Origin of the sequence: Actinomycetospora sp. (genome assembly GCF_036497245.1) — a bacterium.
Classification (GTDB): domain Bacteria; phylum Actinomycetota; class Actinomycetes; order Mycobacteriales; family Pseudonocardiaceae; genus Actinomycetospora.
Map to the genome: position 1 here is coordinate 1 of NZ_DASXJS010000008.1, position 12,620 is coordinate 12,620.

Sequence of the window (12,620 nt, forward strand, 5' to 3'; positions counted from 1 at the left end):
TCACCCGACGCGAGCTTCTCGAGGTTCGCCTTGTACCGGCGCGACCAGTTGGTCGGCTCCTCGGTGTGCGGGGCGCGAAGCACCTCGAACACCCGGTCCAGGCCCTCCTGGCCGACCACGTCGCGAACACCGACGATCTCCGCGTTGTCCGCGGGAACCCTGACGGTCAGATCGCCTTGGGCGACCTTGAGAACGAGGTACTTCTTTTCCTCGCCCTTGATCGTCCGGGTCTCGATCGCCTCGATGAGAGCGGCACCGTGGTGCGGGTAGACGACGGTCTCGCCGACCTTGAAAACCATGTGTCCCCTAGCCCCTTTCGCTGCAACCAGGTTAACACGTCCGCGACACGACCACGGAGGGGGACCGACCCGTCTTCGCAGGTCAGGGGGTTGACAACTGGGGAACGGCCGTGCTCCCGAGGTCGGGAGGGCTGTCGACCACCACCGGGGCATGCCTCGACCCGACCCGTTGCGCCACCCGGACGGGCGCAGGGGACCGGCAGCGCGCACGCCCCTCGGGCACGCGGGGGCTAAGGTGTCGCCGACCCGACCGGGACGGGCACCACCACGAGCGACGCGACCTCACCGACTCGACAGCGCTCCGGCCCGACCGCACCGCCGCCCCAGGAGGACACGCGTCATGACCCGCCGCCCGACGGGACGTCCGCGCCGCTCGGCCCTGCTCGCCGCGACCCTGCTCGGCGCAGCTGCGCTCGTCCTCTCCGGTTGCAGCGCCGGCGCGGTCACCCAGACCGACACGACGGTGTCGTCCGTCGTCGGCTCCGAGGGCCAGGTCGGCCAGCTCCTGATCCGTGACGTGACGCTGGACCCGGGCTCCGCGGTCACCGTGCCCGCGGGCGCGACGATCACGCTGGCGGGCACCGTCGTGAACCAGGGTCTCGACGACGACCAGCTGATCTCGGTCTCGAGCCCGTACGCCTCGCAGGTGCGCAGCGAGGGCACCACGACGATCCCGGGCGACGCCGCGACCCAGATGGTCGGCTCGCAGCCCGGCCCGGTGGGCAAGCCGTCGCCGACGCAGCCCAACGGGACGATGCGCGTCACGCTCGCGGGCGTCACGCAGGCCCTGCACGAGGGCCCGACGTACCCGGTGACGTTCACCTTCGCGAAGGCCGGCTCCATCACGCTGCCGGTGCCGGTGCAGACGACGAGCCCGGTGCCCGCCTCGTAGGTGGGGCGGCTGTCGGGGGGCGCGCCTACCCTCCGGCGCGTGACCACGAAGTCGGGGACGTCCAAGGCCCGGAACCGGCCGTTCGAGTGCACGGCGTGCGGGCAGCCCGCCGCGAAGTGGCTCGGGCGCTGCCCGGGGTGCGGCGGCTGGGGCACGGTCGAGGAGGGCCTGCCCGCGGCGGCGGCCGCCGTCGGCACCCCCGGCAGCGCGCCGCGCGCCAACGCCCGTCCCGCGAGCCCGGTCCGGGCGATCAGCGAGGTCGGGCTGGAGACCGTGGTGTCCCGGCCGACCGGGGTGGGCGAGCTGGACCGGGTGCTCGGCGGCGGCCTCGTGCCCGGCGCCGTGGTGCTGCTCGCGGGCGAGCCCGGGGTGGGCAAGTCCACGCTGCTGCTCGAGGTCGCGGCCCAGCGGGCACGCGGGGGCGGCACCGTCCTCTACGTCACCGGCGAGGAGTCCGCGGGGCAGGTGCGGCTGCGGGCCGAGCGCACCGACGCCGTCGTGCCGCACCTGTTCCTCTCCGCCACCGCGGACCTCGAGGAGGTGGCCGCGCACGTCGAGGCGGTCGATCCCGGCCTGCTGGTGGTCGACTCGATCCAGACCGTCGGCTCGGCCGACATCGAGGGGACGCCCGGCGGGGTCTCGCAGGTCCGGGCGGTGACGAGCGCGCTGGTCGCGCTGGCCAAGCAGCGGGACCTGCCCGTCGTGCTCATCGGGCACGTCACCAAGGACGGCGCGGTCGCGGGCCCCCGCACCCTGGAGCACCTCGTCGACGTGGTGCTCTCCTTCGAGGGGGACCAGCACTCCACGCTGCGCATGGTGCGCGGCCTGAAGAACCGCTTCGGGCCGTCCGACGAGGTCGGCTGCTTCGAGATGTTCGACGGCGGGATCCATCAGGTCACCGACCCGTCCGGGCTCTTCGTCGGGACGATGACGGGCACCGTCCCCGGCCAGGCGGTCACGGTCGCCATGGAGGGCAAGCGGCCGCTGATGGCCGAGGTGCAGGGCCTGGCGTCCCGCGTCGGCTCCGACGCGCCCGCCCGCCGCACGGTCTCCGACCTCGACACCAACCGCGTGCTGAAGATCCTCGCGGTGCTGCAGCAACGGTGCACCGGGTTCTCCTTCGCCCAGCACGACGTGTTCGCGGCGACCGTCGGCGGGATGAAGCTGCGCGAGCCGGCGGCCGATCTCGCGGTCGCGCTGGCCATCGCGTCGGCGTTCCGGGACACGCCGCTGCCCTACGGCGTCATCGTGCTCGGGGAGGTCGGGCTCACCGGCGAGATCCGCCGGGTGCCGGCCACCGACCGCAGGCTCGCCGAGGCGGCGCGGCTCGGCGTGCCGAAGGCGGTCATCCCGTTCGGTCCGGGCATCACGGCGCCGAAGGGCCTCGAACTGGTGCAGGTCGACGACCTCGACGGCGCGCTCGCGGCCGTCGGCCTCGGGAAGAGGAAGGAGAAGCGCTAGGACCCGAGGGTGAACTTCGCGGGCTCGCTGATGGTGCCGTCGAGCCGGGTGAGCAACTGGTAGTCACCCAGCGGGACGACACTGCGGTCGCCACCGCAGCCGGGCGAGGACCGACGGCCGGCCCAGCGGACGGTGAACACCGCCTCCTGGCGGGGGGCGAGCGTCCGCACGTCGGTGGAGTGGCCGGGCGAGCAGTCGTTGCTGCCCCAGAGCCCGTCGCCGGGCTTGATCACGACCGCCATCGCCTGACGGGCGGCGTCGAGGTCGCGGGAGCACGGGATGGAGCCGGCGTTGGTGACGACGAGGCTGAAGACCGGGCGTTCCGCGGCGGTGTAGCGGGGCTTGTCGGTGCGCGCGGTGATCCGGAGGTCCCCGTCGGCGCAGCGCGGCGGGGCGGCAGCGGCCTGCGGGGCAGCAGCGGCCTGCGGGGCCGGGGCGCTCGCCGACGCCGGGGCGTTCGCCGGGGCTTGCGCGCTCGGCGGAGCCGGCGCGGCGGACGGCGCGGACGCCGGCGACGTCGTCGCGGGCGACACGTCAGGAGCGCCGGCCTGCTGGGCGCCGCGGGTCTGCTGGCCACCGGGCTGCGAGTCCGCGCCGGGGAGCGAGTCGGAGCCCGGCAGCGGGCCGGACGCGGTCTTCGGGCCGGTTCCGGTCTGGGAGGGGGTGCCCGGGAGGACGCGCGAGCCGAGCAGGGCCGCGGCGCTGGACGGCGTGGGCAGGGCGCCGCGGGAGGCGACCGGCGACGGCGGCCCGTCGGACGGCGCCGGAGCGGGCGGAGCGGCCACGGGCACGTCGGACCCGCCGTCGGCGGAGGCGGCGGCCGCGATCGCCCAGATCAGCAACGCGAGGACGAGGACGCCGGCCGCGACGGCGGCGGCTCGGCGCCGCCAATACACCGACGGCGGGAGGGGACCCACCGGCTGCAGCATGTCGCGCACCGTAAGAGTGCCGTCGCGGTGAGCGACCCATCCGCGCCGGGGAGTCGGCGGAACTCACCCGTGCGGGGAACGGCGGACGGCGCGGGGCAGGATCGGTCCCCGATGACGCCCGCGCCCGACACCGCCCTGGCCGGCCGGCTGCTGCCCTGGTTCGCCGCGTACGCCCGGGACCTGCCCTGGCGGCACGCGGACGTCACCGGGTGGGGTGTCCTGGTGAGCGAGATCATGCTCCAGCAGACGCCGGTCGCGCGGGTCGAGCCGATCTGGCACGAGTGGATGCAGCGCTGGCCGCGACCGTCCGATCTCGCCGCGGCGCCGACCGCGGAGGTGCTGCGCGCATGGGGCAAGCTCGGCTATCCCCGGCGGGCGCTGCGCCTGCAGGCCGCGGCCGCGGTCGTCGCGTCCGAGCACGGCGACGCCGTCCCGGCCGACGTCGAGGTCCTGCTCGCCCTGCCGGGCATCGGTGCCTACACGGCGCGCGCCGTCGCCGCGTTCGCCTACGGGCGGCGCTGCCCCGTCGTCGACACCAACGTCCGCCGGGTGGTGGCCCGCGCGGTGCACGGCCGCGCCGAGGCAGGCGACGCCTCGCCACGGGATCTCCCCGAGACCGAGGCGCTGCTCCCGCTCGACGACACCGCCGCGGCGCGCACCTCGGCAGCTCTGATGGAGCTGGGCGCGACCGTGTGCGTGGCGCGGGGCCCACGGTGCGCGGACTGCCCCGTGGTCGACCTCTGCGCCTGGCAGCACGCCGGCCGCCCGGCCCACGACGGCCCGCCGCGCAAGGCCCAGCGCTGGGCAGGCACCGACCGGCAGGTCCGCGGCCGGCTGCTCGACGTGCTGCGCGCCGCCCCGGGACCGGTCGGGGCGCCCGCGCTCGAGGCGGCGTGGCTCACCGACCCCGCGCAGCGCGCCCGGTGCCTGGACTCGCTGCTCGTCGACGGGCTCGTCGAGCAGCTCGCCGACGGCCGCTTCGCCCTCCCCGGCGAGACCGTGCCGGGCTGAGCCCGTCGGCACACGGGCCACCCGCGATCCGTCGTCGTAGGGTCGGGGCCATGGCCGTCGTGAAGATCAATGCCATCAAGGTCCCCGAGGGCAACGGGGAGGAGCTGGAACGGCGCTTCGCCGCCCGCGGCGAGTCGATCAAGGAGACGCCGGGCTTCCTGGGTTACGAGCTGCTGCGCCCCACCGCCGGGGACGACCGCTACTTCGTCTACACCCGGTGGGAGTCCGAGGAGGCCTTCGCCGCCTGGCGTGACGGCGGGGCGGCCGCCGCGGCGCACGCCGGCGAGCGCAAGCAGCCGGTCTCCTCGGGAGCGGACCTGATGGAGTTCGAGGTGGTGCTCTCGGTCGGGAAGGGCGGCGGGGACTCCTGAGCGCTTGCTCCGACCCCGACCGCGCTGATCCCGGCGACCTCGCGCGGGCGGCCGACCTGCTGGCCGGCGCGACGTCGCTGGTGATCGCCGCGGGGGCGGGCATGGGTGTCGACTCCGGGCTCCCGGACTTCCGGGGGCCCGAGGGTTTCTGGCGCGCCTACCCGCCCTACCGACGGCTGGGGCTGCGGTTCGAGGAGCTGGCCGACCCGGAGCACTTCGACGACGACCCCGAGCTCGCCTGGGGCTTCTACGGCCACCGCCTGGCGCTCTACCGCGCGACGGTGCCGCACCCCGGGTTCGGCGTGCTGCGGGGCTGGGCCGACCGGCTGCCGGCCCGGGTGTTCACCTCGAACGTCGACGGCGCCTTCCAGGCGGCCGGCTTCGCGGCGCCCGACGTGACCGAGTGCCACGGGGCGATCGGCGCCCTGCAGTGCTCGCGCCCCTGCCACGAGGGCACCTGGCCGGCCGACGACGTCGTCGTCACTCTCGACGAGGAGACGATGCGGGCGGTGCCGCCGCTTCCGGTCTGCCCGCGATGCGGTGCGGTCGCGCGACCGAACATCCTCATGTTCGGGGACGCCTCGTGGGTGCCCGGCGTGCACGGCGAGCGCATGGGTGAGCACCGGGCCTGGCTGCGGGCGCAGGACGGCGCGCGGGTCGGCGTCGTCGAACTGGGGGCCGGGACGGCGGTGCCGACGGTGCGGCGGCACGCGGAGCTGGCCTCGGCGTCGTCGGGGCGACTGGTGCGGATCAACATCCGGGAGCCGGAGGTCCGGCACGGTCACGGGGTCGGCCTCGCGGCGGGCGCGCAGGCGACGCTGGAGGCGTTGGACGGGCTGCTGGCCGACGCCTGGTGAGCCCCTCCGCCGACGTCAGGAACGACCCGTTCCAGACACTGGACGTCCGAAAAGCGGCGCTCACGATGCGGTGATCCCGACGAGGCGCAGGCCCCGCGCCGCCGCGACCCGCTCCGCCTCCTCGTCGAGACCCGGCCACGGCCCGCCGACGAACCCGGTGACGGCGAGCGTCAGCTTCTTCCCCGACGCCCGCGGCCGCCACGTACCGACCACCTCGCCGTCGGCCAGCACCGCACCCGGATGCCCGAGCGAGGGCCAGAGCGTGCGACGGCGCCCGGTCTCGGGCACCAGCAGCGCCCGGTCCCGGCCGGCCAGCAGCGGGTCGAACGGAGGCAGCAGCCGCAGCCGGGGCGGCACGGGCGGGTCGGCGAGCAGGTCGAGCCGGTCCGACGCGACCCACGCCCGCCGACCCCCGACGGTGACCTCCGCGAGGTCGGGGGCCGCCGCGTCGACGGCAGGCCGCAGCAGGCCCGCCCCGGTCCCCACCCACGCCGCGAGGTCGGCCGTCGTCACGGGCCCGAGGACCCGCACCGCCGCCGTGACGAGCCGGGCGACCGCGTCGGGAGAGCCCGGTCCCGACGGCGGCGCCCACCCGGGCGGGGGCGGGGTCAGCCGCAGCGTCCGCCCGCCCGGGTCCAGCCCGATCCCGGCGGGCCCGGCGCCCAGGCGCATCAGCTGGTCGTAGACGTGGGTCGCCCCGCAGGGCACGCAGTCGTACTGCAGGGCCCGCGGCAGCACGGCCGAGACGGCGGTGCTCGCCTCCCCCTTGGTCATCGGCTCGGTGAGGACGGTCGTGAACGCGGCGGTCACCTGGTCGATCGCCGTCAGCGGCGCGATCCCGGTCCGCGCGGTGCCCGGACCGGACCAGCCCAGGCGCGCGGCGGCATCGTCGTCGTCGAGCGGGCGCAGCGCGTCGGTCCATCGCCGCAACGAGCCGGCCTCGTGCCAGTACGGCGCGCCGCGGTGGGTCCACGCGATCTCGAGCCCCCGGCCGGCCGGCGGGACGGGCGGGCCGGGCATCCGGGCCGCGAGCGCGATCGCGGCCGCCGGGCCGAGGTGCTGCACCCCGAGATCCAGGACCCCCGCCGCGTCGTCGTCGTCGACCCGCCCCAGTCCCTGTGCGGCGATCCGGAACGCGACCGCGCGCTCCCTGCTCACGTCCATCGGGCCAGCCTGCCGTGCCGCTCTGACACCTGCTGTCAGGTCGGGCGATGATGAGCGGCGTGAGCTCCGTGCGCGCCGTGCCCGAGACCACGGACATGCGCGGGGACGACCTCTCCGCCGACGACGCCTGGCACACCGTGCGCCACACCGGCCTGGTCGCCCTGGGCCGGACGGCGTTCCTGCGCTTCCGGTACGGCGACGGGTTCAGCCACGCCCGGGCGTTCGCCCTCCAGCTGGCGCTGGCGACGGTGCCGCTGATCATCGCCGGGAGCGGGCTCGCCTCGGCGATCGGCGCGGAGTCGGTCGCACAGGTCGTCGCGCGCACCGTCGTCGCCGTCTCCCCCGGCACCGGCGACCAACTGCTCGCCGACGTCGTCGACCGGGCGCCGGCGCCGGAACCCGGGGGCGGCGATGACGACGACCGGCCCGGGGAGGACCTCGGGGAGCTCGCCGTCGTGTTCGGGCTGGCGACCGCCTTCGTGGCGATGACCAGCGCGTTCGCGCAGCTCGAGCGCGGGGCGAACCGCATCTACGGCATCGAGCGGGATCGTCCGGCGCTGCGCAAGTACGCCCGGGCGGCCGGGCTGACCGCGACGGCGGGGACGGCGCTCGGCGTCGGGCTCGTGCTGATCGTCGCCGGCGGCCCGTTCGGTGCCGCCCTGGAGCAGGTGTACCGGTGGGGCGACGCGGCCGAGACGGTGTGGGACGTCGTGCGGTGGCCGGTGGGTCTCGCGGCGCTCGTGCTCGCGGTGACGACGCTCTTCCGCTTCGCGCCCCGACGACGGCAGCCGGGCCTGAGCTGGCTCGCGCTCGGTGCGGCGCTGACCGTGGGGGCGTGGCTCGCGGCGTCCGGGGCGATCGCCGCGTACGTGTCGGTCTCGGGCGAGTTCTCGGCGACCTACGGCCCGCTCGCCGGGATCATGGTGCTTCTGCTGTGGGCGTTCGCCACCGGTGTCGCCCTGCTCGCGGGGTTCGCGGTGTCGGCTCAGCTCGAAGGCGTCCGCGCGGGTGTCGTCGATCCGCTGCTCGCCGACCTCGACGACGACGGTGTGCCGGATCCTCTCCAACCCGCTGAGCAGCACGGAAGCGGGAGGGTGACATGACCTGTCAGGTGATGCGGTAGGACTGTGACCCGTGCGCGCGAGCCGACTGCTCTCCCTGCTGATGTTGCTGCAGGCGCGCGGGCGCATGACAGCGCGGGAGCTCGCCGACGAGCTCGAGGTGTCCATCCGCACCATCTACCGGGACATGGACGCGCTCACCGAGTCCGGCGTGCCGGTCTACGCGGACCGCGGTCCTGACGGCGGGTACTCACTGCTCGAGGGCTACCGCACCCAGCTGACCGGGATGTCCGCCGAGGAGGCCGATTCGCTGGCCCTCTCGGGCATGCCGGGCGCCGCCGCGGAGCTCGGGCTGGGCCGGGTCCTCGCCGCCGCCCAGCTCAAGGTGCAGGCCGCGCTCCCGACCGAGCTGGCCGAGCGCTCCCACCGCATCGCGGAGCGCTTCCACCTCGACGCGCCCGGGTGGTTCCGGGAGGCCGACCACGTCCCCACGCTCACCGGGATCGCCGACGCGGTGTGGAACCAGCGGGCCGTGCGGGTCCGCTACCGGCGGTGGGGTGACGAGGAGGTCGAGCGTGAGCTGGAGCCGCTCGGCGTCGTGCTCAAGGCCGGGATCTGGTACGTCGTGGCCCGGCCGCAGGGTTCCGACGACGGGCCGCGCACCTACCGCGTCGCGCGGGTGCTGGAACTGGAGACCCTCGACGTACGCTTCGAGCGCCCCGAGGGGTTCGACCTGTGGCGGTACTGGAACGAGCGGTCGTCGGAGCTGACCGCCGCGCTCTACCAGGCCGAGGCGGCGGTGCGGCTCTCGCCGTCCGGGATGGAGCTCGCGCCTGTGGTGCTGCGGCCGCACACCGCCCGGGCGCTGGCGGAGCAGGAGTGGCCGGTCGACGACGCGGGGTGGACGAGCGCGGTGATCCCGATCGAGTCGATCGCGGCCGCGCGCTCGGAGCTGCTCGGGCTCGGTCCGGAGGTGGAGGTCGTGTCCCCGCCCGCCCTGCGCGAGCAGATGCGCGACGCCGTCGCGGCGCTGGCCGCGTTGTACCGCCCCTGACCGTCAGAAAAGTCTCGTTGCAGACACTGAACGTCCGAAAACCGTCGTTCGCATTCGGCCCATCGCGTTATCCACACCGGTAGCGCCCCGGGCACCTGTCCACCGGGCCCGAGACGATGAGTGCGCAGCACCAGCGGTCCGGATCACCGTCACAGCATGCGACGAGGGGCATGGGCCGAGGACATGGCACGACTGCGCGCCGCCAGCTGGGACCTGGTCATCCGCGTCCCGGAACTGGTGCGGCTCGGGGTCCCGGAGCGCACCGCCTATCGGCGCACCCAGGCCGACGGTCCGTGGACGCTGCTCGGCCCGGCGGTCATCCTGCTCGGCAACGGCGAACCGTCGCTGCGACAGCGGCAGATCGCGGCGCTGCTGCACGCTGGGCCGCACGCCGTCCTGACCGGGCTCGACGCCGCACACCTCCAAGGCCTCCACCGTGGGGGCGAGCCCGAGAAGCACCATGTGCTCATCCCGATCCGGCAGAAGATCCAGAGCGTCGGCTTCGTCCTCGTCGAGCGTACGAAGCGGATGCCTGAGATCCGCGTCCGCGACGGTCTGCCGGTGGCGGTGATCCCGCGGGCGGTGCTGGACCACGTCCGTCGTCTCAAGGACCTCGAGCAGATCGCCGCGATCCTCACCGAGCCGGTTCAGCGCCGCATGGTGCTGGGCGAGACCCTGATCGAGGAGCTCGACGCGGGGACCCGCCGAGGTACCGCAGCCGCGCGCCGCGTTCTCGGTGCGATCGCCGAGGGCGTCGAGTCGCCGAAGGAGTTCGTGTTCCACCAGTTCTGGACCTCCATCCCCGGTCTGCCGGCGGTCCGCGGCAACGTTCCCGTGTACGACCTCGAGGGGCGGATGGTCGGCATCGCCGACTTCCTCGTCGACGAATACGGCTTCGTCTGGGAGTGCGACTCGGTGACGGAGCACTTCGCGACGCCGGACCAGGTGCAGCGGACCGCTGAGCGGGCGCGACGATTCCGGGAGGTCGGGCTCTTCCTGCTGAGCACCCGGCCCGGTCAGCTCCGCGACGACCCGCGGGGCGTCGAGACCGACATCCGTCAGGGACTCGAGATCGCCGCCTCGATGCCGCCGCCCCGGGTCTCCTACCGGCACCCGCGCGCTGCCTGATCGGCCGCCGTGCGGACCACCCTTCCGCGCCGGGGTCTCCGCTAGCGTCGGCCTCCGACGGCGGACGGGCCGCTGCGGCTGGGGGTGCACGTGCCGGAGCGGGACGGACCGTCGAACGGTGCGGACGCGGGTGCCACGACCGACGGAGCGACAACGCCTCCGGAGGGCTCCGGGAGTTCCCCACGACGACCGCGGTTCCGTCGCGAGTACAGCCCCGAGGAGATCGAGGCCGCCAAGCAGCAGTGGCGGGACATGCGGCCGTGGGACAGCCCGATGGCTCGGGCCGACAAGGTCCTGATCTTCTCGACGCTCGCGGTCCTGGTCGTGATGCTGGGCTCGCTACCGGTGCGACCGTTCCTGATCGCGACCCATCCGGTGGCACTGAGCATCGTCACCGGCAGCCTCTCGGCGGTCGGCTCGGCCGCAGCCTTCGCCCGGGTCGGAGGCACCGATCTCTGGTTGGTCGTGGTGGCCGGCGTCATCGGGATGATCAAGTTCGACTGGCTCTTCTGGTGGGCAGGCCGCCGCTGGGGCGCCAAGGGCGTGCGGTTCCTCACCCCGCCCGGTCGCGCGACCCGATTCGTCGAGCGCGTCCGCTCCTGGCCGCCCTGGACGACCGCGCTGCTCGTCGTCTCGGCGGCGCTGCCCGGGGTGCCGTCCGTGCCGCTGTTCCTGCTCGCCGGGCTCGCCGGGATGCCGGTGGCGGCCTTCCTGGTGCTCGACGGGATCGGATCGGCGCTCGTCGTCGGGCTGGTCGCCGGGCTGGGCTACGGGCTGGGACAGACCGCCGTCGACGTCGTGCTGACGATCAACCAGTACGCGCTGTGGGTCAGCATCGCCCTCATCGTCGTCGTCTCCGTCCGGGCGGGACGCCGGGGACAGCCGAACACCGCGGGGTGATCAACGGGAACGCCGCGGGGTGATCAACGCCGATCCACGGACACTCGGTGTCTGCAACGCGACTTTTCTGACATCGGTACGACGGCAGGAGGGGCCCCCGCACACGACGGCGCCCCGGCCACCACGAGGGTGACCGGGGCGCCGGGGTCGTGCGGGACGATCAGCCGTCGGCCTGGTCCGAGGTGCCGGCCGTGGCCACCTCGGGGGTGTCGGGCACCGGGGTGGGCTTGAGCTCCCCGCGGAACGTGAAGGTCGCCGTGTCGGGGGCGGCCTTCGTCCGGCCCTGGTCGTCGACCTCGGGGGTCCAGCCCTCGACGTCGACGAGCACGATCTGGCCGGGCTCGATCTCCCCGAACAGGATCTTCTCCGAGAGCTGGTCCTCGATCTCGCGCTGGATCGTGCGACGCAGCGGACGGGCACCGAGCACCGGGTCGAAGCCGCGCTGGGCGAGCAGCTTCTTCGCCTGGTCGGTGAGCTCGATCGCCATGTCCTTGTTCGCGAGCTGCTTCTCGGTGCGACCGATCAGCAGGTCGACCATCTGCACGATCTCGTCCTCGCGCAGCTGGTGGAACACGATGATGTCGTCGATGCGGTTGAGGAACTCGGGACGGAAGTGCTTCTTGAGCTCGTCCGTGACCTTGTTCTTCATCCGCTCGTAGTTCGAGCCGGTGTCCTGACCCGACTGGAACCCGAGCCCGACGGCCTTCGAGATGTCCTGCGTGCCGAGGTTCGACGTGAACACGATGACCGTGTTCTTGAAGTCGACGACGCGGCCCTGACCGTCGGTCAGGCGGCCGTCCTCGAGCACCTGGAGCAGCGTGTTGTAGACCTCGGAGTGGGCCTTCTCGATCTCGTCGAAGAGGACCACCGAGAACGGCTTGCGGCGCACCTTCTCGGTGAGCTGGCCGCCCTCCTCGTAGCCGACGTACCCGGGGGGCGCGCCGAAGAGCCGCGAGGCCGTGTAGCGGTCGTGGAACTCGCCCATGTCGATCTGGACGAGCGCGTCGTCGTCACCGAACAGGAACTCGGCGAGCGCCTTGGTCAGCTCCGTCTTCCCGACGCCCGAGGGGCCGGCGAAGATGAACGACCCCGACGGCCGCTTCGGGTCCTTGAGGCCGGCTCGCGTACGGCGCATCGACTGCGAGACCGCCTTGACGGCGTCCTCCTGGCCGATGATCCGCTTGTGGAGCTCGTCCTCCATGCGGAGCAGACGGGTCGTCTCCTCCTCGGTGAGCTTGAAGACGGGGATGCCGGTCCAGTTGGCCAGCACCTCGGCGATCAGCTCGTCGTCCACCTCGGCGACGACGTCGAGGTCCCCGGACTTCCACTGCTTCTCGCGCTCGGACTTCTGACCGAGGAGCTGCTTCTCCTCGTCGCGCAGGCGCGCGGCCTTCTCGAAGTCCTGCGCGTCGATCGCCGATTCCTTCTCGCGACGCACGTCGGAGATCTTCTCGTCGAACTCGCGCAGGTCCGGCGGCGCGGTCATGCGGCGG

At 74.0% G+C, this 12,620-nt stretch carries 13 protein-coding genes; 9 read left to right on the forward strand and 4 right to left on the reverse strand.

The window, feature by feature from the left end; all coding sequences use genetic code 11:
• Positions 1–299: CarD family transcriptional regulator (locus VGI02_RS01200; RefSeq protein ID WP_331625398.1), on the reverse strand; the 299-nt coding region annotated here is incomplete at its 3' end.
• A gap of 340 nt (positions 300–639) precedes the next feature.
• Between VGI02_RS01200 and VGI02_RS01205 the strand changes: the two genes are divergently transcribed.
• Positions 640–1,191: a copper chaperone PCu(A)C domain-containing protein gene (locus tag VGI02_RS01205; RefSeq protein WP_331625399.1), complete on the forward strand. Its 552-nt coding sequence runs from the start codon at positions 640–642 to the stop codon at positions 1,189–1,191.
• 39 nt (positions 1,192–1,230) lie between these two features.
• Positions 1,231–2,652: a DNA repair protein RadA gene (gene radA / locus VGI02_RS01210; RefSeq protein WP_331625400.1), complete on the forward strand. Its 1,422-nt coding sequence runs from the start codon at positions 1,231–1,233 to the stop codon at positions 2,650–2,652.
• Here radA and VGI02_RS01215 read toward each other — a convergent pair.
• Positions 2,649–3,581 (reverse strand): hypothetical protein, encoded by a 933-nt coding sequence (locus VGI02_RS01215; RefSeq protein ID WP_331625401.1) that lies wholly within the window; start codon positions 3,579–3,581, stop codon positions 2,649–2,651. The genes radA and VGI02_RS01215 overlap by 4 nt on opposite strands.
• 111 nt (positions 3,582–3,692) lie before the next feature.
• Here VGI02_RS01215 and VGI02_RS01220 point away from each other — a divergent pair, with 111 nt between their 5' ends.
• The 3 genes from VGI02_RS01220 (at position 3,693) to VGI02_RS01230 (ending at position 5,820) form a co-directional block, all read left to right on the forward strand.
• Positions 3,693–4,592, forward strand: a complete 900-nt coding sequence (locus VGI02_RS01220) for an HhH-GPD family protein (RefSeq protein ID WP_331625402.1) — start codon at positions 3,693–3,695, stop codon at positions 4,590–4,592.
• A gap of 50 nt (positions 4,593–4,642) precedes the next feature.
• On the forward strand, positions 4,643–4,963 hold the full coding sequence (locus tag VGI02_RS01225; protein WP_331625403.1) for an antibiotic biosynthesis monooxygenase family protein: 321 nt from the start codon (positions 4,643–4,645) through the stop codon (positions 4,961–4,963).
• Positions 4,964–5,064: 101 nt separating this feature from the next.
• Positions 5,065–5,820 (forward strand): SIR2 family NAD-dependent protein deacylase, encoded by a 756-nt coding sequence (locus VGI02_RS01230; protein WP_331625410.1) that lies wholly within the window; start codon positions 5,065–5,067, stop codon positions 5,818–5,820.
• 60 nt (positions 5,821–5,880) lie between these two features.
• On the opposite strand, the gene VGI02_RS01235 is transcribed toward VGI02_RS01230, so the two are convergent.
• The gene (locus VGI02_RS01235; RefSeq protein ID WP_331625404.1) at positions 5,881–6,984 is read right to left on the reverse strand and encodes a DNA glycosylase AlkZ-like family protein; all 1,104 of its coding nucleotides are present in this window, start codon (positions 6,982–6,984) and stop codon (positions 5,881–5,883) included.
• 59 nt (positions 6,985–7,043) lie between these two features.
• Here VGI02_RS01235 and VGI02_RS01240 point away from each other — a divergent pair, with 59 nt between their 5' ends.
• The 4 genes from VGI02_RS01240 (at position 7,044) to VGI02_RS01255 (ending at position 11,127) form a co-directional block, all read left to right on the forward strand.
• Positions 7,044–8,087 carry a YihY/virulence factor BrkB family protein gene (locus VGI02_RS01240; protein ID WP_331625405.1) on the forward strand — a complete coding sequence of 348 codons (1,044 nt, stop codon included), beginning with the start codon at positions 7,044–7,046 and terminating at the stop codon, positions 8,085–8,087.
• 31 nt (positions 8,088–8,118) lie between these two features.
• Positions 8,119–9,099, forward strand: a complete 981-nt coding sequence (locus VGI02_RS01245; protein WP_331625406.1) for a helix-turn-helix transcriptional regulator — start codon at positions 8,119–8,121, stop codon at positions 9,097–9,099.
• Positions 9,100–9,255: 156 nt separating this feature from the next.
• Entirely contained in the window at positions 9,256–10,227 is a 972-nt protein-coding gene (locus tag VGI02_RS01250; RefSeq protein ID WP_331625407.1) for a hypothetical protein, read from the forward strand.
• Between the two features lie 273 nt (positions 10,228–10,500).
• On the forward strand, positions 10,501–11,127 hold the full coding sequence (locus VGI02_RS01255) for a DedA family protein (RefSeq protein ID WP_331625408.1): 627 nt from the start codon (positions 10,501–10,503) through the stop codon (positions 11,125–11,127).
• 160 nt (positions 11,128–11,287) lie between these two features.
• Here VGI02_RS01255 and VGI02_RS01260 read toward each other — a convergent pair.
• Positions 11,288–12,620: AAA family ATPase (locus tag VGI02_RS01260; RefSeq protein ID WP_331625409.1), on the reverse strand; the 1,333-nt coding region annotated here is incomplete at its 5' end.